The sequence below is a fragment of the Sphingomonas sp. GW821-FHT10C01 genome (assembly GCF_059415525.1).
In genome coordinates this window covers 18,440-40,568 of record NZ_JBWKNK010000006.1, presented here as the reverse complement: position 1 = coordinate 40,568, position 22,129 = coordinate 18,440, and the positions used below count along the sequence as shown (strand labels likewise).

General features: G+C 65.3%; 21 protein-coding genes and 1 tRNA gene. 6 read left to right on the top strand and 16 right to left on the bottom strand.

Annotated elements, in window-relative coordinates:
• Positions 1–30: 30 nt before the first annotated feature.
• The gene (locus AC07M1_RS18160) at positions 31–3,537 is read left to right on the top strand and encodes an autotransporter domain-containing protein (protein WP_495164044.1); all 3,507 of its coding nucleotides are present in this window, start codon (positions 31–33) and stop codon (positions 3,535–3,537) included.
• Between the two features lie 57 nt (positions 3,538–3,594).
• Here AC07M1_RS18160 and AC07M1_RS18155 read toward each other — a convergent pair whose 3' ends face one another.
• The 11 genes from AC07M1_RS18155 to cyoA all read right to left on the bottom strand — a co-directional run bounded on the left by AC07M1_RS18155 (position 3,595) and on the right by cyoA (position 13,322).
• Positions 3,595–4,350, bottom strand: a complete 756-nt coding sequence (locus AC07M1_RS18155) for a metallophosphoesterase family protein (protein WP_495164043.1) — start codon at positions 4,348–4,350, stop codon at positions 3,595–3,597.
• Positions 4,347–5,174 (bottom strand): diacylglycerol/lipid kinase family protein, encoded by an 828-nt coding sequence (locus tag AC07M1_RS18150; RefSeq protein WP_495164042.1) that lies wholly within the window; start codon positions 5,172–5,174, stop codon positions 4,347–4,349. Before AC07M1_RS18150 ends, AC07M1_RS18155 begins: the two co-directional genes overlap by 4 nt.
• A gap of 7 nt (positions 5,175–5,181) precedes the next feature.
• Positions 5,182–6,339 carry an aminotransferase gene (locus AC07M1_RS18145; RefSeq protein WP_495164041.1) on the bottom strand — a complete coding sequence of 386 codons (1,158 nt, stop codon included), beginning with the start codon at positions 6,337–6,339 and terminating at the stop codon, positions 5,182–5,184.
• An 80-nt stretch (positions 6,340–6,419) separates the two neighbouring features.
• A complete protein-coding gene (locus tag AC07M1_RS18140) occupies positions 6,420–6,572 on the bottom strand; it encodes a hypothetical protein (protein ID WP_495164040.1) in 153 nt (50 codons plus the stop codon).
• Between the two features lie 81 nt (positions 6,573–6,653).
• Positions 6,654–7,184: a response regulator transcription factor gene (locus AC07M1_RS18135; protein WP_495164039.1), complete on the bottom strand. Its 531-nt coding sequence runs from the start codon at positions 7,182–7,184 to the stop codon at positions 6,654–6,656.
• A complete protein-coding gene (locus AC07M1_RS18130) occupies positions 7,184–8,482 on the bottom strand; it encodes an ATP-binding protein (RefSeq protein WP_495164038.1) in 1,299 nt (432 codons plus the stop codon). Before AC07M1_RS18130 ends, AC07M1_RS18135 begins: the two co-directional genes overlap by 1 nt.
• Positions 8,482–9,168 carry an SURF1 family protein gene (locus AC07M1_RS18125; protein ID WP_495164037.1) on the bottom strand — a complete coding sequence of 229 codons (687 nt, stop codon included), beginning with the start codon at positions 9,166–9,168 and terminating at the stop codon, positions 8,482–8,484. Before AC07M1_RS18125 ends, AC07M1_RS18130 begins: the two co-directional genes overlap by 1 nt.
• Before the next feature lie 7 nt (positions 9,169–9,175).
• Positions 9,176–9,535: a cytochrome o ubiquinol oxidase subunit IV gene (gene cyoD, locus AC07M1_RS18120; protein WP_495164036.1), complete on the bottom strand. Its 360-nt coding sequence runs from the start codon at positions 9,533–9,535 to the stop codon at positions 9,176–9,178.
• On the bottom strand, positions 9,532–10,161 hold the full coding sequence (gene cyoC / locus AC07M1_RS18115) for a cytochrome o ubiquinol oxidase subunit III (RefSeq protein WP_495164035.1): 630 nt from the start codon (positions 10,159–10,161) through the stop codon (positions 9,532–9,534). The genes cyoD and cyoC overlap by 4 nt, the downstream gene beginning before the upstream one ends.
• Positions 10,162–10,163: 2 nt before the next feature.
• Positions 10,164–12,164 (bottom strand): cytochrome o ubiquinol oxidase subunit I, encoded by a 2,001-nt coding sequence (cyoB, locus tag AC07M1_RS18110; protein WP_495164034.1) that lies wholly within the window; start codon positions 12,162–12,164, stop codon positions 10,164–10,166.
• Between the two features lie 9 nt (positions 12,165–12,173).
• Positions 12,174–13,322, bottom strand: a complete 1,149-nt coding sequence (gene cyoA / locus AC07M1_RS18105; protein ID WP_495164033.1) for a ubiquinol oxidase subunit II — start codon at positions 13,320–13,322, stop codon at positions 12,174–12,176.
• Positions 13,323–13,453: 131 nt separating this feature from the next.
• On the opposite strand from cyoA, the gene AC07M1_RS18100 reads away from it, so the two are divergent.
• Positions 13,454–14,785 carry an MFS transporter gene (locus tag AC07M1_RS18100; protein WP_495164032.1) on the top strand — a complete coding sequence of 444 codons (1,332 nt, stop codon included), beginning with the start codon at positions 13,454–13,456 and terminating at the stop codon, positions 14,783–14,785.
• Between the two features lie 63 nt (positions 14,786–14,848).
• Here AC07M1_RS18100 and AC07M1_RS18095 read toward each other — a convergent pair.
• Positions 14,849–14,923, bottom strand: a tRNA-Val gene (locus AC07M1_RS18095).
• A 99-nt stretch (positions 14,924–15,022) separates the two neighbouring features.
• Complete coding sequence (gene cpdR, locus AC07M1_RS18090; protein ID WP_495164031.1) at positions 15,023–15,400, bottom strand: cell cycle two-component system response regulator CpdR; 378 nt, start codon at positions 15,398–15,400, stop codon at positions 15,023–15,025.
• A 136-nt stretch (positions 15,401–15,536) separates the two neighbouring features.
• On the opposite strand from cpdR, the gene AC07M1_RS18085 reads away from it, so the two are divergent.
• Positions 15,537–16,385 (top strand): N-formylglutamate amidohydrolase, encoded by an 849-nt coding sequence (locus AC07M1_RS18085; RefSeq protein ID WP_495164088.1) that lies wholly within the window; start codon positions 15,537–15,539, stop codon positions 16,383–16,385.
• A 370-nt stretch (positions 16,386–16,755) separates the two neighbouring features.
• Here AC07M1_RS18085 and AC07M1_RS18080 read toward each other — a convergent pair whose 3' ends face one another.
• Together AC07M1_RS18080 and AC07M1_RS18075 are read right to left on the bottom strand one after the other, a co-directional pair.
• The gene (locus tag AC07M1_RS18080; RefSeq protein WP_495164030.1) at positions 16,756–17,541 is read right to left on the bottom strand and encodes a SapC family protein; all 786 of its coding nucleotides are present in this window, start codon (positions 17,539–17,541) and stop codon (positions 16,756–16,758) included.
• Between the two features lie 31 nt (positions 17,542–17,572).
• Positions 17,573–19,018, bottom strand: coding sequence for an FAD-binding oxidoreductase (locus AC07M1_RS18075; RefSeq protein ID WP_495164029.1), 1,446 nt, complete (start codon positions 19,016–19,018; stop codon positions 17,573–17,575).
• An 86-nt stretch (positions 19,019–19,104) separates the two neighbouring features.
• On the opposite strand from AC07M1_RS18075, the gene AC07M1_RS18070 reads away from it, so the two are divergent.
• The 3 genes from AC07M1_RS18070 to AC07M1_RS18060 all read left to right on the top strand — a co-directional run bounded on the left by AC07M1_RS18070 (position 19,105) and on the right by AC07M1_RS18060 (position 21,270).
• Positions 19,105–19,572, top strand: a complete 468-nt coding sequence (locus tag AC07M1_RS18070; protein ID WP_495164028.1) for a hypothetical protein — start codon at positions 19,105–19,107, stop codon at positions 19,570–19,572.
• Between the two features lie 88 nt (positions 19,573–19,660).
• Positions 19,661–21,073 carry a DEAD/DEAH box helicase gene (locus tag AC07M1_RS18065; RefSeq protein ID WP_495164027.1) on the top strand — a complete coding sequence of 471 codons (1,413 nt, stop codon included), beginning with the start codon at positions 19,661–19,663 and terminating at the stop codon, positions 21,071–21,073.
• Positions 21,070–21,270: a DUF1289 domain-containing protein gene (locus tag AC07M1_RS18060; RefSeq protein ID WP_495164026.1), complete on the top strand. Its 201-nt coding sequence runs from the start codon at positions 21,070–21,072 to the stop codon at positions 21,268–21,270. Before AC07M1_RS18065 ends, AC07M1_RS18060 begins: the two co-directional genes overlap by 4 nt.
• On the opposite strand, the gene AC07M1_RS18055 is transcribed toward AC07M1_RS18060, so the two are convergent.
• Positions 21,267–21,971: a class I SAM-dependent methyltransferase gene (locus tag AC07M1_RS18055; protein ID WP_495164025.1), complete on the bottom strand. Its 705-nt coding sequence runs from the start codon at positions 21,969–21,971 to the stop codon at positions 21,267–21,269. The two genes, AC07M1_RS18060 and AC07M1_RS18055, sit on opposite strands and share 4 nt — an antisense overlap.
• Between the last annotated feature and the right edge of the window lie 158 nt (positions 21,972–22,129).

Sequence of the window (22,129 nt, the reverse complement as noted above, 5' to 3'; positions counted from 1 at the left end):
GGGCCGACCGGGTCAACATAGGGGGCTACCATGTACTTCGCTCGTTCACCGCGGCGCGTCCGCGCTTCGCTTTACCTGTCGGCTGCGGGACTCGGGCTGGCACTGTCCGTACCTGGCACTGCACAGGCCCAATCGCTCAACGCCGCCGACGTCGTCGAAAGCCCCCACAACACGGTTCGTATCGCCGATCTGGTCGAGGCACCGCATTCCGCCGCCCCCGTCAGCGTTACCCAGCAATCAGGCTTCGTGAACCCGGTCGAAGCGACCGAAATGCCGCACATCGTCATCAACAACAACTTCACGCCAACCGACGCGCGCGATCCCGTCAACATCACCGGTGTTGGGCAGGTGTTCACCGATGCCGGCGGCGGATCGATCGGCCTGTGCACCGGCACGCTGATCAACCCACGCACGATCATCTTCGCGGCGCACTGCGTCAACTCGCGCGCCGCGACCGCCTATGGCGCCGCATCGGGCGGCGTCGGCGCGTCGATCGGCTTTGAGACCAATACCCGCGCCAATGCCGCCGGTCAGGTGGACGAGCTGGTCAACTGGCTGCTCGGTTCCGGCGCAGGCCCCGGCCAGTTCAAGACCAACCAGGCGCAGGCGCTCTACAATATCAACCAGGTCTTCTACGATCCGCGTTCGCTCGCCCCGGCATCGTGCACCGCACCGGGATCATGCTTCCTCGAAGCCGATGTCGCGACCGCGGTGCTCGACACCCCGACCCGCAATATCCCGACCTGGGCGCTGCTGTTCTCGCCGCTGCCAACCCCCGGCACGATCAACCCGGCGACCGGCACCGGCTATCATGTCACGATCACCGGTTATGGCCGCAACGGCACCGGCACAACCGGCGCGGTCGGCAACGACTTCCGCCGACGCGCGGCCGAGAACATGCTGGGCGCGCTCGTGTCGCTCAACACCCGCAACGAGTTCCTGTTCGGAACGCCCGGCTCGCCCTCGCGTCCCCAGGTTCTCTACTTCCTCGACTTCGACGACCCCGCGCGCGGAACCGCCACCGCGAACTCTCGCGACTTCAACGGCTTCCGTGACAACGCGCTGCCGCGCGAAGGCTCGACGGGTCCGGGCGACTCGGGCGGCCCGCTGATCCTCGACCGGACCTTCTCCAAATCGGTCGTGATCGGTGTGCTCTCGGGCGGCTCGACCTTCTTCACCGGCCAGCCGGGCGGCAGCTACGGCACCCAAAGCTTCTATCAGCCGCTGTTCCTCTATTGGGACTGGGTCGTCGCCAACAATCCGTATCGCTACGTGACCGCAACGGCCGGCAACAAGAATTGGGAAGACTCGACCGCCTGGGTGACCGAGCTCGATCCCAACTATCAGATCCTCACAGGCGGTCAGCTGGTCAATGGTCTGCCGACCAATCTGGGTGGTGGCCCTGCCGGTTCCTCGCCGCAGTTCGGCGAAATGTGCTTCCAGTCGCCCAGCACCTCCAACAATCCGGCGTCGAACGACTGCGTCAACATCGCGACCGGCGCGGTTCGCAGCGGGGTACCGAACACCGCCAATGACACGAACGGCCCCCTGGTCGCCGATATCACCGCCAGCTCGGGCATGACCCCGGTCGAATCGGCACAAGCAGATCCAGGCTATTCGGACACGGTGCGCCCCGCCCCGACGATCGCCAACGGCCTGCCCGGCGCGACCGGCTTCACGCCCAACAATGTCGACGGCGTGCGCACCACCGGCCAGATGGGCCGCTACTACGACGTCACGCTGCGCAACGCCGGTGTGGTGACGCTCAACTCGGCGGTGACGATCGACCGGTTCTCGATCATGGGCGCGACGTCGCAGCTGACCATCGCCAGCGGCGCGTCGCTCAACAGCCTGATCGAGATCCGCCAGAACACCGGCACGATCCAGAACAACGGCACGCTCACCACGCCCGGCGACTATCTGATCCTGTCGGGCCTGCTGACCGGCACCGGCACGGTCAACGCGCCCTTCACCACCAGCGTGATGGGCAGCTTTGCGCCGGGCACGGTAACGTCCGTCGGCACGCTGACGTTCAACGGCGGCCTCGTGATGTCGTCGGGATCGGGCTATCTGGTCGATCTGGGCGCGAACGGCACGTCCGACCGCATCGTGGTGGCTGGCGCCAGCAACCAGGCGAGCCTGGGCGGCACGCTGCAGCTGTCCTATTCCGCGACGACGCTGCGTGCAGGCAACAGCTATACTATCCTGACCGCACAGGGCGGTGTCACCGGTACGTTCAATACGCCTGGCTCGCTCAGCGCGATCCTGCGTCCGACGCTGGCCTATAGCGCGAACGCGGTGACGCTAAATATCGTGGCAGGCAATTATCGTGACATCGTCTCGCCGACGAACCCGATCGCCTACACCTACGCCCGGATGCTCGATTCCAACCGCAGCCGCGCGGCCAACTATGACGCGCTCTACGGTCCGCTCGATCTCCAGAACGCGGGGACGATCAATTCGACGCTCGCCGCTCTGGCGCCGGCAACCGAGTCGACGGTGCAGACCCTCGCCTTCGCGGCGGTGGATTCGAACGCGAACTTCATCCGCAACCGGATCCGCAACCTCGACGCGTCGAACATGGACGGCACGGTCGCGCGCTATGGCCGCCCGATCCAGGTCGCTGCGCTCGGCCTTGCGCCAATGCCCGGCGCCAAGCCAGTCGCCAGCGACATGGCCGCACCGATGGTGCTGCAGGAAGGCGCGCTGCCCGACAATATGAGTGGCTTCGTTTCGGGCGGGTATCTGACCGGTGACGGCCGGGCGATGACCGGCATCGGCGGGCGCGACGACTTCAACGGCTGGTATATCGGCGGCGGCATCGAAGTCGCGGCGGGCGACAGCGGCTTTGTCGGCTTCGCACTGTCCTATACGGACCTCGACGGCACCGCCTCGCTCGCTGGGCAGACGGCGCAGAACCAGTCCTTCCAGGGTACCCTCTACGCCAAGACCAGCACCGCCGGTGGCCTGATTGTCGACGGCCATGTCACCGCCGGTGCGCTCAACTCGAAGACCAGCCGTGTGGTGAACTTCCTCGGCACGCCATACACGCTCCGCGCTTCGGACTCCGCGCTGGTGCTCAGCACCGAGCTCGGGATCAGCAAGAATCTGGGCGGAGATGCGTTCGAGGTCACTCCGCGGATCGCCGGGCGCGGCACCTATATCGGCTTTGGCAGTGCGCTGGAGACCGGTGGGCCGGTCGCGCTCGACCTGCGTCGCCAGGCGTATAGCAGCTGGCAGGGCCGCGCGGGCCTGACCCTTGCTGCCGGTAAGTCGTCCAGGGTGCGGCCGTTCGTCACCGGCACCTTCGTCCATGAGTTCAGCGATCAGCCGGGCGTGGTCTTCGCCAATCTGGTCGGTGCGCCGAGCGGCTTCGCCTTCGCGCTCAATGGCCAGGACAAGGACTGGGGTGAGATCAGCGGCGGCCTGACGCTAAAGGCGGGATCGGTCGACCTCTCGATCTCGGCCGACACCACGGTCGCGCGCAGCGACCTGTCGGCGCAGACCTATCGCGGATCGATCACCTTCCGCTTCTGATCGCCGTTCCCGGCAACGAAGAGGCCGTCCCTTCGGGGGCGGCCTTTTTGCTTTCGGTCAGCCGGGCGTCAGGCGCGTGTCGGGCGCAGCGCCCATCCGGCGCGCGATCGTTTCGATCCCGGCGCCGATGCGGATTTCGTTGAACGAAGGCGGACTGTCGCGAAGCCGCTCGGACAATGTTCCCGCGCCGATCAGCCGCATGGTCCCATCAAGGGTCTCGTGCCGGATGTCGAACGGATCGTGGACATGCCCGGTCAGAACAGCCGTTGCGCCAGCGGCTGCCAACACAGTGAGCGCTGCGGTACCGCCATGCGTGCGCGAGCTGCTGCGCGTTCCCGGTTCGACCAGGGGATGATGGCAGGTGATGAGGATGCGATGTCCGGCCGGCACCGCCTCGACCAGCGCCAGCGCTTCCCGCAATGCGCGCGCGCTCACATGACCCTTCGACCAATTGAGCCGCCACTGGAAGCGCGCGGTGGTCTTGAGCGGCACGATGGTAAGACCAGGCAGGTCGAGTGGACGCTCGATCATCGCTTCCAACGCACGATAGCGGCGATAGGGCGTCACGAACCGAGCCCACAGGTTGAAATAGGGCAGATCGTGATTGCCGACTTCGACCGTCACCGGGCGCCCCAGCCTCTCCAGCCATTGCGCCGCCGCCGCGAACTCGCGCCTGCGCGCACGCATCGTGAGATCACCGGTCACCACCACCGCGTCCGGCTGTTCAATACGCACGCATGCCGCGAACCAGTCCAGCGCCCCACGATCCTCGGCACCGAAATGCAGGTCGCTGGCATGGAACAGGCGGATCACGCCGAAGCGCCGTGCGTTGCAACAAAGGCCGGGCGGGTCATCCCGCGGCTCACCTCGATATCGATGTCGAGCGTTACCGGCTCACCATCGAACAACGCCAGGATCGGGCGCTTGCTCACCGACCGCAACCGTTGCGCACGGCGGTCGGTGACAGAACGCGCGGCGATCCAGTCGCCGGTCAGCCAGCTCCAGCCCAGCTCCACGATTGAGGTCCAATCGCGCGCATCGATCGCCGCAACCTCCAGCGCGTCCGCAGCCGGCGCGACGAACACCGCCTGATACCGTCCGCGCATCCCCGGTACGCCGGCAACCCGGATTCCCTTGCCGAACGTGCGCCGCCACGCGCTGCGGATCGCCCACAGCACCCGCCACACCCGCCCCTTGCGCGCGGCCTCCCGTGCACGGCCCCAATGTGCGGCGGGGCCGAGAATCAGGCCCACAAATGCGCGGTGCGGCCCCGCCTCGACATAGGGGAGCGCCACGAGCCGCCCCCGTTCGTACGCGGCATGAACGATGGCGGCGGGATCGGCGTCGCCGTGCAGGGACTTGGCCAGCAGGTTCATGGTCCCGCCCGGCAGGATCAGGAACACGCCATCCCAGCTCGCAAGCGCGCAGAGCGCCGCGTTGATCGTGCCGTCACCCGCGAACAGCACGACGGTATCGACGTCGCCAAGATCATCGATCGATGGGATCGGCGCATCGGGAAACGCCGTGCGCCCGGCGAGCGTCAGCCCGCGTTCCTCGAACACCGCCTCCAGCGCCTCGCATGCCTCTCGCGTTGCCGAGCCCGAATTGGGGTTGGTGATGAACCATAGTCGCTTCACGAAATGGCTAACGCGCGAAATCGCGCCGCGCCGCATCCATCCGACCGATCGCCGTGTCGAGCACGTCATCGGCCTTGGCAAAGCACAGCCGGACAAGATGCGTCACCGGCGCCTCCGCGTAGAAGGCCGAGACCGGAATCGCGGCGACGCCCGCCTCCTCGACCAGCCGCTCGCAAAAGGCCGTGTCGTCGAGCGCGATACCCGATGTTGGAAGGTCGATCGAAAGGAACCAGGTCGCGGCCGACGGCAGCACCCGATAGCCCGCAGCGGTCAGCCCGTTCGCCAGCCGATCGCGCGAGCGCTGGAAGCCAGCGACCGATTCCGCAATCCAGGCATCCTGCGTCTCAAGCCCCTGCGCCACCGCCCATTGCAGATTGGGCGCGGTCGAGAAGGTTATGAACTGATGCGCTTTAGACAACACAGCGGCGATCGGCGGTGCGGCGCACATCCAGCCGACCTTCCAGCCGGTGAGCGCGAAGATCTTGCCCGCCGAGCCGATCTTCACAGTCCGCTCACGCATGCCCGGCATCGCCATCAGCGGAGTGTGGCGCGCGCCGTCATAGACAACATGTTCCCATACCTCATCGCACACCGCGATCAGGTTACGCTCGACACAGAAGGCGGCGAGATCGGCAAGTTCCTCATGCGAAAGCGTGGCGCCGGCGGGATTCACGGGATTGTTGACGACGATCAGGCGGGTGCGTGGCGTCGCGGCGGCCTCAAGTGCTGCTCGGGTCAGCCGCCAGCTGCCCGGCTCGAGCCGCGCCAGCTTCGCCACCCCGCCCGCCCGCCGCACCAGCGGGAGATAGGCGTCGTACAGAGGCTGGATCAGGATCACCTCATCCCCCGGTACGATCAGCGCGGCAAAGGACGCAGAGATGGCTTCGGTCGCCCCCGATGTGACGATCACCTCTTCAGGCGAGAGGTCGAGCTGCTGATGTCGGGCATAATGCGCGGCAATCGCCTGGCGCAGCTCAGGCAGCCCGGTCATAGGCGGATATTGGTTCGACCGGGCCGTGAGGGCTCCGGCGGCCGCACGGACGACGGGCACGCAACCCTCGCCATCGGGAAAGCCCTGCCCGAGATTGATCGCGCCATTCGCGCGTGCCCGCGCCGACATGGTTTCGAAGATGGTGGTGCCGAGCGCGGCATAGATCGGGTTCATGCGGCCAGAATGCCCGAGCCGCGCACCAAAATGAAGAAGGGGTCGTTCAAGGCCCCTTCAAGACGTCCGGTCGTCGAACCTTAGCGTTCGATATCATCCTGGTTCGGCTCGCGCTTCTTCTCGCCGCCATCCTGCTGACGTTGAGGCTGCTGTTGTTGCTGCTTGTCGACCTTCTGATCGCGCTGCTGTTGCTGCTGGCCGCCCGGATTCCGGTTCTGGTCGCGCTGGTTCATCACGTCTCTCCTGATGCTCGCCGCTCGATGACAGAACGAGCCGCGTGCCACGATCGATCCGCAGCCCGTCGCAACTGGCGGCTATTTGACCGGCCGTTTCTCGAGCTTCCGCGCCAGTGTGCGGCGATGCATCCCCAGCCGCCGTGCCGTTTCGGAGATGTTGAAACCGGTCGCGGCCAGCGTCTCGTTGATCATCTCCCACTCATGTGTCTTGAGCGAGGCCGCGCGCGGCGTAACCGGGACGTCGGGATCGCCCGGCGCCTTGCCGAACGCGGCCTCGATATCATCGGTGTTCGACGGCTTCACCAGATAGTGGCACGCGCCCAGCTTGATCGCCTCGACCGCCGTGGCGATGCTGGCATAGCCGGTCAGGACGACGATCAGCATCGCCGCATCCTGCGCGTGCAGCTTCGCGACGCAGGGCAGGCCGGATTCGATCCCGAGCTTCAGGTCCACCACGGCATGGCTCGGGACCTCCGCCGCGAGCAGCGCGTCGAGCTCGGCGGGGCTGGCGGCGACCCGGACCCGGTAGCCGCGCCGCTCGAACGAGCGCTGGAGGGTGCGCGCGAAGGTCGCGTCATCCTCGACGATGACGAGGCTCGGGGTCTCCATCAGCGCCCCTCTCCATGAATCAACGGCAGGACTAGCCGGACTTCCGCGCCGCCGCCGGCCGGATTGCGCGCCTCGATCCGCCCCCCCATCCGCCGTGCGACGTTGCTGGCGAGGAACAGGCCCAGGCCATGGCCCGCGCCCTTGGTCGAACGGTACAGTTCCCCCACATGCGCCAGCGCTGCAGGATCGAAACCCGGCCCATAGTCGCGCACGACGATCGCCAGCATCCCCTCCTCCACCTTCCCGGTCAGACGCAGGCCCAGCGGCGAGGCTTCGGCGGCGTTGTCGAGCAGGTTCGCCACCGCCTGGCGCAGCGCCGGATCGACCGCAATGACCACCTCCCCCGCATCCTCGATGCTGGTGGCGATCGGCACTTGCGGATGGGTCGGCTGCCAAGCCACGGCCAGGTCGGTCAGGAAGTCGGCGGCGGCCATGCTCCGCATTGCCTCGCCGCGCGGCTGGCCCGCCGAATGAAGGATGTCGGAGACGATCCCCTTGCAGCGCTGGACCTCGGCCTGCATCTCCTCGACCTCGCTCGCCAGTTCCGGGTCGGCCGCGACGGCGGGCATGCGCCGCCAGTCAGCGAGGATCACCGACAGGGTGCCGAGCGGCGTACCCAGCTCATGCGCGGCGCCCGAGGCGAACAGGCCCATGCGTACGATGCCCTCCTCCTCCGCGGCATGCTGGCGCAGATCGGCGACATGCGCGTCACGCGCACGTAGGTTACGGCTGATCCGCACGATGAACAGCACCAGCAGGCTGGCGACCATCACGAAGCCGACCCAATGGCCGATCGCGAACAGATCGGCATGCTCGACCAGCAGGCGCGCGGGCAGCAGCAGCGGCACATAGCTGACGGTGAGCAGCGCATAGCTGAGCGCAGTCGCGGTCACGAGGACGGCGACCGCCACCGGCGGCAACAGGATCGCGCCGAGCACGACCTGAAGCAGATAGAGCGAGATGAAGGGGTTGGTCGCACCGCCGCTGAAATAGAGCTGAAGCGTCAGCGCACCCATGTCGATCAGCAGCGCCAGCATCACCTCGCCGTCATGGACGCGGTGGCGGGGCAGCGCCATCGTCGCGAGCAGATTGGCGATGGCGAGCAATGCGGCGACGCCCAGCATCTCGACCACCGGCAGCGCGATGCCGAAACCGAAATGGACGAGCAGGATGGCGAGCGTTTGCCCCACGACCGCGATCCACCGCAGCTGGATCAGCTGGCGCATGTTCGCCGCCGCTATGGTCTCGGCGATGAGACCCGGCCCGGGACGCGTGAGCGCGAGGAGCGGCGCGTCCATCATGCGGGCTTGCGCCGGAGCAGCAGGAATAGCGCCGCAAAGCTGATGCCGGCGAGGCCGAACCAGGTGAGCGCATAGACGAGATGGTTGTTGTTGAAGCGCAGCACGGTGAGTCCGCCTACCGGCCATCCGCCCGGATTGGGAGTCGCATCAGCATCGACGAAGAAGGGCGCCACCTGTCCGACCCCGCGTGCCGCCGCGATGGCGGGCACGTCACGCGAATACCAGCGGTCGCCCGCCGGATCGTTCGAACGCAGAAAGCCGCCCTTGGGCTCGCTCATGCGGAGCAGCCCGGTGACGGTCACCGGACCCGCGACCTGTGCCAGCGCTCGACTTGCCGGATCGCGGCGCTCCGCTGGCACGAAGCCGCGATTGATCAGCACGACACCCCGCGGCGTTCGCAGCGGGGTGAGCACCCAGAAGCCGGCGCCGCGCTCGGTCAATGCCTGCACCAGGGTCTCGCGGTCATGCAGGAAGCTACCGGTCGCGATGACCCGGCGATATTCGTTGGCCCCAACGTCGAGCCCCGGTTGACCCGGCACCGCCATAGGGGCAGCGCGCGTCCCAGTGTCGACGCGCGCGATCAGGTCGAGCTTCCAGGTGCGCCGCTCGACCTGCCACACGCCGAGCGCGACGAAACCAATCGTGGCGAACAGCGCCAGCGCGATGAGCAGCGCGCGTTTCATGGGGACCTCAGGACGACGGCGCGTCCACCATCGGCATCATGTTGGTGTTGAGGTGGAACATGATCCACAGCGATCCGGCGATCACAATCAGTACCAGCACCGCGGTGAAGATATACGCCATCAGCGTCCAGCCGCCCTCCGACTGGGTGTTGACGTGCAGGAAGCAGACGGTGTGCACCAGGATCTGCACGATCGCCGCACCGACGATCAGCACTCCGGTGGTGGTGGCGTCGAGCGGCCCGGTCATCACCAGCCAGAACGGCACCGCGGTCAGCACCACCGACAGCAGGAAGCCGATCACATAAGTACGGCGCGACGCGTGCGGCGCGCCGTGCGCGGCATCATGGGCATGGGTAGCATCGCTCATCGCAGGACCCCGAGCAGATAGACGAAGGTGAAGACGCCGATCCAGACGACGTCGAGGAAGTGCCAGAACATGCTGAGGCACTGGAGCCGGCGCTGGTTCTCCGGATGCAGGCCACGCTGGTTGAGCTGGAACAGCATCACCACCAGCCAGATGATTCCGAAAGTGACGTGCAAACCGTGGGTCGCGACCAAAGTGAAGAAGGCCGAGAGAAAAGCGCTGCGCTGCGGCGTCGCGCCCTCATGGATCAGTTCGGCGAACTCGTAGAGCTCGACCGCGACGAACGACGCACCGAGCAGACCGGTGACGATCAGCCAGAACTTCGTGCCACCGAGCCGTCCTTCCTGCATCGCGATCATCGCGAAGCCATAGGTGATCGACGAGACCAGCAGGATCGCGGTGTTGAGCGCGACAAGCGGCAGCGAGAAGATCTCGTGGGGGGTCGGACCGCCGGCAAAGCCGGTGCTGAGCACGCCGAACGTCGCGAACAGGGTCGCGAAGATCAGCGCATCGCTCATCAGGTAGATCCAGAAGCCGAGCATGGTGCTCCCGCCCGGCTCATGATGATGCTCGTCATTGACCAGGTAGAAGGTCGGCTCGAGCGTTTCGGTGGGTGCTTCCGCGGCCATGGTCACGCTCCCTCCGCGAGCAGACGAGTGCGCGCGTCCTCTTGCTCCGCCACCTCATCCGCCGGGATGTAATAGTCGCGGTTGTAGTTGAAGGTGTGGACGATCGAATAGACCAGCAGCGCCACCGCGCAGATCGCGGCCAGCCACCAGATGTACCAGATCATGGCGAAGCCCAGCACCGCGGCGAGACCCGAGAGGATTACCCCCGCGCCGGTGTTGCGCGGCATGTGGATCGGCTTGAAGCCCGCCTCCGGTCGCTGCGCGCCGCGCTTCTTCATGTCGTACCAGGCGTCAAGGTCATGGACCTGCGGCTGGAAGGCGAAATTGTAGTTGGGCGGCGGCGAGGACGTCGCCCATTCCAGCGTGCGGCCGTCCCACGGATCGCCCGTGGTGTCGCGCAGCTTGTCGCGGTTCTTGATGCTGACGGCGATCTGGATGACGAAGGCGACGATGCCAATCAGGATGATCACCGCGCCGATCGCCGCGATGATGAACCAGGGCTGCAGAGCCGGATCCTCGAAATGGTTCACGCGGCGCGTGGTGCCCATTAGGCCGACGATGTAGATCGGCGTCCAGGCGACCCAGTAACCGATCACCCAACCCCAGAAGGTCACCTTGCCCCAGAAGCGGTCGAGCCGGAAGCCGAAGGCCTTGGGGAACCAGTAATCCATGCCCGCAAACAGGCCGAACACCACGCCACCGATGATCACGTTATGGAAGTGCGCGACTAGGAATAGCGAGTTGTGCAGCACGAAATCGGCCGGGGGCACCGCGAGCAACACGCCAGTCATGCCGCCGACCACGAAGGTGATCATGAAGGCGACGACCCACATCATCGGCAGCTCGAACCGGATGCGGCCGCGATACATGGTGAACAGCCAGTTGAAAATCTTCGCACCCGTCGGGATCGAGATCACCATCGTGGCGATGCCAAAGAAGCTGTTGACGCTCGCACCAGACCCCATGGTGAAGAAGTGGTGCAGCCAGACGAGGTAGGACAGGATCGTGATGACGACCGTGGCGTAGACCATCGACGAATAGCCGAAGAGCCGCTTGCCGGTGAAGGTCGAGGTGATTTCGGAGTAGATCCCGAACACCGGAAGGATCAGCACATAGACCTCCGGGTGACCCCAGATCCACACCAGGTTCCAGTACATCATGGCGTTGCCGCCAAGATCGTTGGTGAAGAAGTTGGTGCCGACATAGCGGTCGAGCATCAGCATCGCGAAGGCGGCGGTCAGCACGGGGAAGATCGCGACCACCAGCACGTTGCTGCACAGCGCCGTCCAGCAGAACACGGGCATCTTCATCATCGTCATGCCCGGTGCGCGCATCTTGATGATCGTCACGACCATGTTGATGCCCGACAGGGTCGTGCCGACCCCGGCTATCTGTAGCGCCCATAGATAATAGTCCGGCCCTGTGCCCGGACTGTTCTCGATATTCGCGACCGGAACATAGCCGAGCCAGCCCGCGCGCGAGAATTCGCCGACGAACAGCGACACCATCACCAGCCCCGCGCCCGCGACGGTGAGCCAGAAACTGAGGTTATTGAGGAACGGGAAGGCCACGTCGCGCGCGCCGATCTGGAGCGGCATGACATAGTTGACGATGCCCACGACCAGCGGGATCGCCACGAAGAAGATCATGATCGTCCCGTGCGCGGTGAAGATCTGGTCATAATGGTGCGGAGGCAGGTAACCCTCGTTCGCACCGAATGCGACCGCCTGCTGCGCGCGCATCATCAGCGCGTCGGCGAACCCGCGCAACAGCATGACGATGCCCAGGATCATGTACATGATCCCGATCTTCTTGTGGTCCACGGTGGTGAACCATTCGGTCCACAGATAGCCCCAGAGCTTGTACTTGGTCACCGCGCCGACGATGCCAAGGCCGACCAGGGCTACGACAGCGAAGGTGATGACCAGGATCGGTTCGTGGAAGGGGAAGGATTCCCAGCCGAGCCGGCCGAAGATCGTCCTGGTGACGGATTCATCGAACATGCTGGCTCCTCAGGCTGCGCTGGCGCGGTGCGCGCGCGGCACGGCGGGAAGTTGAAGGGAGGAGGTCTTTTGATGCCCCTGATGCTGCTCGGCGGCTGGTGTACCCGACGGCACCGGCGAGGGCGGCGTGGCGCGGCCGGGGGCGACGCCCTTCTCCTCATCGGTCTTGAACAATGCGCCCTTGGGCTTGTCGCCGTCTGGCGGCGGGTTGCCATGGCCCGAATGCATCGGGCCGCCGGCCTTCATGTCACGACGCATCAGATCGGTCATGCACGGCGTGCCGGGGCGGACGCAGCGGTTGTAGATGCGGTCGAACAGCGTGGCGTCGACGCTAGCGAAGTACATGGCGGGAACGCGCTCGCTCGGCTTTTCCAGCGCGAGGTAGCGGGTCGTGTCGAGCGCCTGGCCGCTGCCCTTGACCCGGCCGACCCACGCGTCGAACCCGCCGTCCTTCACGCCATAGAGCTTGAAGCGCATGTGCGAGAAACCCTCGCCGCTGTAATTGGCCGACATGCCGCGGAAACTGCCTTCGCGGTTGATCACCGCGTGCAGCTGGCTCTTCATGCCGGGCATGACATAGATCATCCCGGCCAGCGTCGGCGCGTAGAAGGTGTTCATCATGTTGGTCGAGGTGAGCTCGAACCGCACCGGGCGGTCGACAGGCATCACCAGCTCGTTGACGCTGGCGACGCCCTGCTCGGGGTAGATGAACAGCCATTTCCAGTCGAGCGAGACGACCTGGACCACCAGCGGCTTCACCTTGGGGTCGACCGGCCTCCCGGCCGCGACGCGATCCAATGGCCTGAACGGATCGAGCAAATGCGTGCTCCACCAGGTCAGTGCGCCAAGGCAAATGATGATGAGCAGGGGCGCGGACCAGATCACCAGCTCGAGCGAGGTCGAGTGGTCGAAATCGGGGTCGTAGGTCGCGTCCTTGTTCGTGTGGCGATAGCGCCACGCGAAGACGATGATCAACGCGATCACAGGAACGATGATCAGCAGCATCAACGCGGTCGAGATGTAGATGATGTCGCGTTGCTGCAACGCGATGTCGCCCGCCGGGTCGAGGACCGATCGATCGCACGCAGCCAATATTGCCGTCAGCGGCAATAAAGTCAGGATCCGGCGTGCAGTGGACAGTTTCGTGTCTTCGCGCATGGACCTCCGCCTATCCCGGCGCAGCTGCGCGCCGACATTGGACATTTTGTCCTATCCCCGTCGTGTTGCTTTTCTGGTGCAGCGGACGCCGAAACGCAATAACATCGAAGAAGCTGCCGGAGCGAAACCGCATGACTGCACCGATCGCCGCCTCCAACTCGACCGCGCTCGAGCGCGACGCCCGCCTTACTACCGCCCGCGAGCACAAGATCGCGCCGGGCGAGATCGCGATCGGCGTGATCGTCGGGCGCACCAGCGAGTTCTTCGACTTCTTCGTCTATGCCATCGCCTCGGTGCTGGTCTTCCCCTCGCTGATCTTCCCCTTCGTCGACCCGCTAACGGGCACGCTCTATTCCTTCGCGCTGTTCTCACTCGCCTTCATCGCGCGTCCGCTGGGGTCGGCGCTGTTCATGTGGATCGATCGCAACCATGGCCGCGGGGTGAAGCTCACGATCGCGCTGTTCCTGCTCGGCGGGTCAACCATGTCGATGGCGTTCCTGCCCAGCTACAATCAGGCTGGCATGACCGTGGTGTGGATTCTCGCGCTGCTGCGAATCGGGCAAGGCGTGGCGCTGGGTGGCGCATGGGACGGCCTGCCCTCGCTGCTGTCGCTCAACGCGCCGCCGAATCGCCGTGGCTGGTATGCGATGATCCCCCAGCTCGGCGCCCCGCTTGGCCTGATCGTGGCGGCGGGGCTGTTCGCTTTCTTCCTGTCGACGCTGTCGCAGGCCGATTTCCTCTCCTGGGGTTGGCGCTATCCTTTCTTCGTCGCCTTCGCCATCAACGTCGTCGCCCTCTTCGCCCGCCTCCGCCTGGTCGCGACGCCCGAGTTCGAGCGGCTGTTCGAGACTCGCGAGCTTCAGCCCGCGCCGTTCTGGGAAACGGTGCGCGAGGAAGGGCGCACGATCGCGCTCGGCTCATTCGCACCGCTAGCCAGCTTTGCGCTGTTCCACCTCGTCACGGTCTTCCCCTTGTCGTGGATCCTGCTCAACACCGGCGAGGCCGCGGAGCGGTTCCTGGTGATCGAGATCGTCGGCGCGGGCGTGTGCGTGCTGGCGATGATCGCATCCGGTATCATCGCCGATCGGGTCGGGCGCCGCGCGGTGCTGGGCGTCTCGGCGGTGTTGATCGGCGCCTATAGCGGCTTCGCTCCGCAGCTGCTGGGCGCGGGCGGGTTTGGCGAGACGGTCTATATGATCGCCGGCTTCATCCTGCTGGGCCTGGCGTTCGGCCAGTCGTCGGGTGCGGTCAACGGCAGCTTCTCGAGCGAGCGGCGCTATACCGGCGCGGCGACCACCGCCAACCTCGCCTGGCTGATCGGAGCCGGCTTCGCGCCGCTGGTGGCGCTGTTTCTGGCGAGCAATTTCGGACTGTGGTCGGTGGGCGCGTACCTGCTTTCCGGTGCCGCCTGCACGCTCGCCGCGCTTGCGATCAACCGCGATTGGGCTCGCCCGGGCGAGTAGAGAGCCTCCTCTCTCGGGCATACGAAAAGCCCCGGAAAGCGAAGGCTTTCCGGGGCTTTGTAATGGTGGGCGCGGCAAGGATTGAACTTGCGACCCCTGCGATGTCAACACAGTGCTCTACCACTGAGCTACGCGCCCGATTGCCTTGCGGCGAAACTCGGGAAGCGGCCCTTTAGCGAGGGTCGCCAACCCATGCAAGCGGCTTGGCGCGGTTTTCGCCATCCGCCCATCAGAATATCAATTCCGGCTGGGGACCTGCTCCATTTCGAACAGGCGATCGACCTCAAGCACTAGGTCCCGCAGGTGGAACGGCTTGGACAACACGCGCGCTGTCGGGATCTGCTTGCCCGCCTTCAGCGTCACCGCCGCGAAGCCGGTGATGAACATGACACGCATGTCCGGCGCGATCTCGCCCGCTTTCTGCGCCAATTCGATCCCGTCCATCTCGGGCATCACGATATCGCTCAGCAGAAGGTCGAAGCGCTCCGCCTCGATCAGTGGAAGCGCGGCGGTGCCGCGGTCGACGGCGGTAACCGAATAGCCGGAACGCTCAAGGGCGCGCGCAAGATACTCGCGCATCACCTTGTCGTCCTCGGCCAGAAGAATCCTGATCATCCCTACCCCTTAAGGCGCTTTCCGCGCTGCGCCGGCCCACGAATCCCGACCGGCAGTCGGAGCGCAGAATATGCCGGAAGGGCTTAAGATTTTCCAGCCGTGCAAGGCGTTGCCGCACGCGCCGCGTCCGCATAGGGTGTCGCCAGTGAGCGTAGCCCCGTCCTTCGACCGTCACGGCCCGGAAACGCCGGTCTCACCAGTGGTCCTATCGGTTCCCCATGCCGGACGCGACTATCCGCTGCCCCTACGCGCGGCGCTGCACGTTCCGCTCGTCAGTCTGCTCCCACTCGAGGATCGTCACGCCGACATGCTGGCGCTTGCCGCGCGCGGAGCCGAGACACTGTTCGTTGCAAATCGAGCACGCGCCTGGATCGACCTCAACCGGGCCGAGCATGAACGCGATCCTCGAATCGACGAAGGGGCTCAGCCGCTGTCCGACGGGGCGATGTCGTTGAAGCTGCGCAGCGGGCTTGGCCTGATTCCTCGCCGCGCAGGCGGAGCCGATCTATGGCGCCGCCGCTTCGCCGACGAGGAGGTTCGTCAGCGAATCGAGCATGACCACCGCCCCTATCACGCCGCGCTCGCCGCCGCGCTCGCCGTCACGCGCGACCGGTTCGGCGTGGCAGTGCTGCTGGACATTCATTCGATGCCGCCACTGGCGACGGGCGGCGCCCGTGTGGTGATCGGCGACCGGTTCGGCCGTTCCGCCGCCGCACGCTTCATCGGGCGGATCGAGAGCGTAGCGCACGCCGCTGGCGTCCGGACCACGCTCAACACGCCCTATGCTGGCGGTCACGTCCTGGACCGCCATGCCGATCCGGCGTCGAACATCCACGCCATCCAGATCGAAATCGACCGCACCCTCTATCTCGACCGTCGCCGCGACCAGCCCGGCCCGGGATTCGACACCGCCGCTGCGCTGCTCCGTGGAATCATCGACGCGATTGCGGACGAGGCACTCCCGCTCGCAGCTGCGGCACAATAGGGTCCAGCCAGGGCGGCAGGCACCGCTACGCGTCTGCGGCAGCTTCACCACATAAAAAAACCGCCCGGTGTTGCCACCGGGCGGCCAAGGTTCAGGGAGGAGACACGCCCGAGGGCGTGCCGCACGGTTCCGCGAAAGGGGGGACACGAAACCGTACTCAACAGGATATAGGAAAGCTTGACCGTGGCTTCAAGGCCACAATCACAAATGTTACGACTGAGGGAGGATCAGCGCGAAATCCTTCATCTGCGGCGAAAAATCGCGCGAAGGCTGGCGCAGTGCAATATCGGGAACAAGCGCCCCGAGAGCAAGTACGAGGTCACCAAAGTGACCCGCCCCCGCCGCTGATCGCGACGGGGGCGAGAGCAAATCAAGCCGCCGGCACAATCTGCGGAGCAACACTGCCCTGCTGGAGCTGGCGCCCGAAAATCTCGCGCATCAGGCTCAACGAGAAGAGGTGCGCGTAGATCAGCGGCAGCATGCCGTTCTGCACGATCTTGCGCAGCTGATCGCCGCGCATCTCGTTCAGCTTGTTCTCGTCGATCATGCGGAAACCGCGATAGATATAGGGCTGCTCAGCACCGTCCGGCTGGATCGACACTTCACCGTCCATAAGGAGGCCAAGGTCGTTCAGCTCTTTCATGAACGCATTGGTCCGCTGGCCGGCGATTTCGAATTCCTCATTGAACTTGAGGATGTTCTGGACCAGCTCGGTCGGCTTGCCGTCCTCGAACAGCGCCTCCCCCTCGTCGAACGCGCCAATCGTGTCGGACGTCGGATCGAAGCAGAGCGAGAGCTCCTCCGATTCCGGACGCAGGCGCGCGAGCAGATAGGGGTGGCGACGGACATAGGCGGGAATATAGAGATTCCGCTCGCCTTCACGAACCCGGCCGTCGGCGTCGAAGAACACGTTCACGCCCTCGTTCAGACCCATCAGCCCGAGCGGCACCGAATCGTCGCCAACCGAGAAGACGATCGGCATGTTGCGCTGAACCATCGGGAATTCCTCGACGGTCAGCGGGATCGCATGCTGATTCGCCATGAACGGCGCGGCATCGGCCTGACGAATACGCCAGTTGCCGTGCACATCGCTCGAAAGCGGCTGCAGATCGTTATAGAAAAGCGGAAGACCCTGTGCTTGCGGCGCGCTCGCCATGAAACTCTCCTGGGAATGAAACCGCTGCGGTCTATTGGTCTGTGCGCTCCGGCGCAAGGGAAACGAGCTTCCCCGGATTGAACAGGTTTTGCGGATCGAATGCGCGCTTGATCGCGACGAGCGCATGCATCCGCGCGGGTGAAGACAGCCGTGCCAGTTCGTCGCGCTTCATCTGACCAATGCCATGTTCGGCCGAGATCGACCCTCCCGCCGCAACCACCAGGTCGTGCACGAACGGGCTGACCAGTTCCGCATTGACCTTTGCCCAATCGGCCGGGCTTCCGGCAGGGGCGCGGACGTGGAAATGGACATTGCCGTCCCCCAGATGGCCGAACGCACCCGCACTCACCCCGGGAAACCGGGCTTCCACCGCGCGCGCGCCATCGATCATGAAGTCGGGCATTCCGGACACGGGCACCGAAATATCATGCTGCAGGGCCGGGCCGCCGGCACGCTCCGCTTCCGAGATCGATTCGCGCAGCTTCCAGAAGGCCTCGGCCTGCGTTTCGTTCGCCGCGATCACGGCGTCCGCGGCAGTCCCTTGCGCAAGCGCAGACCCAAGCAGACGCTCAAGCAGCAAGGCGGGAGGCTCCTGATCTTCGCCGGTTACCACGGACTCGATCAGCACGTGCCACGGATGATCGCCCGCCAATGGCGCACGCGTATCGGGAATATGCCGCAATACCGCACGTAACGAACGGTCGGGCACGATTTCGAAGCTTTCGATCGTATCGGTCGCGGCCTCAAGCATACGCAGCAGTTCGAGCGCGGTATGCGGCGAAGAAGTGCCCACCCAGGCAACGGCGCGCGCGCGCACCGCCGGCACCAGCCTCAGGCTTGCCGCCGTCACTACGCCCAGCGTGCCTTCGGCCCCCACCAGCAACTGGTTGAGGTCGTAGCCGCGATTGTCCTTCTTGAGCGCAACCAGTCCGTCATGAACACTCCCGTCCGGGAGCACAGCCTCAAGCCCCAGCACTAGCCCGCGCATCGTCCCGAAGCGCAAAACCTGTGTCCCGCCGGCATTCGTCGATACGAGGCCGCCCACCGTCGCGCTGCCCTTGGCGCCCAGCGTCAGCGGGAAGCGCCGTCCCTGCGCCAGCGCCGCGGCGTGAAGATCGGCGAGAATTACCCCCGCCTCCACCTCGGTCAGGTTCGCCGCGGCATCGATCCGGCGTACACGGTTCATCCGCCGCAGCGACAGGATCAGCGCCGACCCGTCCGCAGGCGGCGTGGCGCCGCCGACCATCGAGGTGTTACCCCCTTGCGGCACCAGCGCAACGCCATGCTCGACGGCGAGCCCGACCATCGCGGCCACAGCTTCGGTCGAATCGGGTTGAAGGATCGCTGACGCCGCGCCTCGATAGCGTCCACGCCAATCATTGAGCCACGGCGCGATGGCGTCCACGTCGGTCAGTGCGGCCTTTGGTCCGAATCGCGCCGTCACCGCATCGATCAGGTTCTGATGCGCCACTGTCATGCGCTGCCGCTACCATTGGCGACCTTCGCCCGCAATTCATCCACTGTTCAAGCGCGTTCGCTATGGGGCATGGTGAAATGGTGAACTTGCTGCTTGCCGTCACGTCTGCGCTGTTGCTGCCCTCAGCTCCTCCGGGAGAGGAGCGCAAGGTGGCGCGTAGCGTGGCCGGCCCTTCGCGGATCGCGCAAGTACGGATTCAGCAACACATCGTGATTCGCGTACCGCGCCCCGACACCGTCCGCCGGGTCTCCGCGCCCGCCGCACCGCTTCCGCCAATCGCCTGGGTCGAGAAAGATGCGGACAAATGCGTCAAGATCGAGAATCTGGCCGGCGCCACCATCACCCGCCCCGACAGCGTCGATCTGTTTCTATCAGGTGGCAAGCGCATGCGCGCCAAGCTGGGTGATGAATGCCCCGCACTCGACTTCTACACCGGCTTTTACGTCAAGCCGACCCGGGACGGGATGGTCTGCGCGAAGCGCGATGTATTCCGGTCACGGTCGGGCGGCGAATGCCGGATCAAGGCGTTCCGGACCTTGGTTCCGCAACGCTAATTCCTCTTTACCTTGACTTTGCGGCGCATTTCACCGATGCGCCCCGCTGTTTAATGCGGGCCTTCGCCCCTTCTTTCCGGACATCTGGATGAGCTTCGCCGATCTCGGCCTCTCTGACGAATTGCTTAAGGCCGTCACAGAGGCCGGCTATACCGACCCCACCCCGATCCAGCGCCAGGCGATCCCCTCGGTGCTGATGATGCGCGACCTGATCGGCATCGCCCAGACGGGCACGGGCAAGACGGCTTCGTTCGTCCTTCCGATGATCGACATTCTCGCTCAGGGCCGCAGCCGCGCGCGCATGCCGCGCAGCCTGATCCTAGAGCCGACGCGCGAGCTTGCCGCGCAGGTCGCCGAGAATTTCGAGAAATACGGCACGCACCACAAGCTCAGCATGGCGTTGCTCATCGGCGGCGTGCAGATGGGCGATCAGGTCAAGGCGCTGGAAAAGGGCGTCGATGTCCTCATCGCCACGCCCGGCCGCCTGATGGACCTGTTCGAGCGCGGGAAGATCCTTCTCACCGGCTGCAACCTGCTCGTGATCGATGAGGCCGACCGGATGCTCGACATGGGGTTTATCCCCGATATCGAGAATATCTGCACCAAGCTGCCGGCCAATCGCCAGACCCTGCTCTTCTCTGCGACGATGCCGCCGCCGATCAAGAAGCTGGCCGACAAGTTCCTGACGAACCCAAAGACGATCGAGGTTGCCCGCCCCGCGAGCACCAACACAAACATCACCCAGCGGCTGGTGCCGGTACCCAACAGCGCGTTCGGCAAGCGTGAGGCGCTACGCAAGCTGCTCGAACGCGAGGATGTCCGCACCGCGATCATCTTCTGCAATCGCAAGACGACGGTGCGCGAGCTCAACAAGAGCCTCCGCAAACATGGCTATCGTTCGGCAGAGATCCATGGCGACATGGACCAGTCGTCGCGTATCGCCGAACTCGACCGGTTCAAGGCCGGGGACGTCAACATCCTGGTAGCCTCGGACGTCGCCGCACGCGGCCTCGACATCAAGGGTGTGAGTCACGTCTTCAACTTCGACGCGCCCTGGCACCCGGACGATTATGTCCACCGCATCGGCCGCACCGGTCGTGCGGGCGCCACCGGCACCGCCTACACGCTCGTCTCCAGCGCAGACGCCGAAGCGATCGAGAATATCGAGAAGCTTCAGGGCCAGAAGATTGAGCGAATCGGCGAATTGCCCGCCGAGGAACCGAAGGAAGAGAAGAAAGCCCGCGGCAGAAAGGCCGACAAGCCCAAGGCGGATCGGCCCAAGTCGGACAAGACGTCCGAGGACAAGCCTCGCAAGGACGAGCGTGCACCCGAAGCGCGCGAGGCCCACAAGGACGAGCGCCGCCCCGAAGCACGCGAACCGCGCCGGGACGATCGCCCGCGCCGTGATCGTGATCGTCGCCGCGACGAGCGCGACGAGGGGCCGGATGAGGGCTGGAACGGCCCCGTTCCCGACTTCCTCAACTTCACTATTCCCGCGTGAACATAGGCGAAGACGAGGATGATTTCCTCGACTTCACCCCCCTGCCCGCGGTCCAGAGCCCATGCGTCAACATCTGCCGCATGAAGGACGGGCTTTGCGAGGGCTGTGGTCGCACATTGGATGAGATCGCCGAATGGTCCATGGCGACCGATGATCGGCGTCGGACAATTCTCGCGCGAATCGCCTCCAGACGCTAGGCGGGCGCAGCCCTTGCCGGGCGGATCGCGCGATAGATCGAAATCGATCCCGTCGCGGTCGCGAACAGGTCGGTTTCCGCGACATCGGCGAATCCGGCCTCCCGCATCAGGTCCGGCAGCACGCCGTCCGCGTTGGGCTGGGTATCCGCAAACCCGTCGATGATCTGCACCAGGCGGAACAGCGTCCGCATCGTCGCGGTCCGCTGCAGGCCGTAGTCCGCGATCAATAGTATCCCGCCGGGCGCGAGCGCATCGTACATCGCCGCAAGCCCGGCACGCTTTTCCGCCAGCGGAACCTGGTGAAACACGAGGCTGCAGCTGATCTTCGCGGCCACCCGGCCTTCGAGCATTCCTGCGATGTCCCGCAGATAACCCCGCCGCAGATCAGCGGAAACGCCTGCTTCGGCCAGCTTGCCGCCCGCACGATCCAACACACGCGTGTCGGGATCCAGTCCGATCAGTTCCACACCAGGGGCATGGCACCCGACCTCCGCCAGGAAGGTGCCGGTCCCGCAGCCCGCATCGACGATCAACTCCCCTGCGCGCGGCGCCAGCCGGGCAAGCAGCGCCGAGCGCCAGGTCCGGTCCCGGCTCAGCAGCCGGACGATCGGATCGTAGATACCAAGAAGCGGGAATGCGGGCGTGAAGCCGGCCGGTGCGGCGGCATCGCGCAGATAGCGATTGGGAGCCGTGGATTGCATTGTACAAATTTGCGAGCCATTGCTCACATTGTCTACTCGCATTGCCGTGCTGAGAGGGGGTATCGCGCAGGTGTTCGATGAACCCGCGCAAATCCTTGCTCCACATGCGGTCACGGGCGGTCGGCAAGCTGGGCCTCTAGGTCATTGCTCGCATTCAG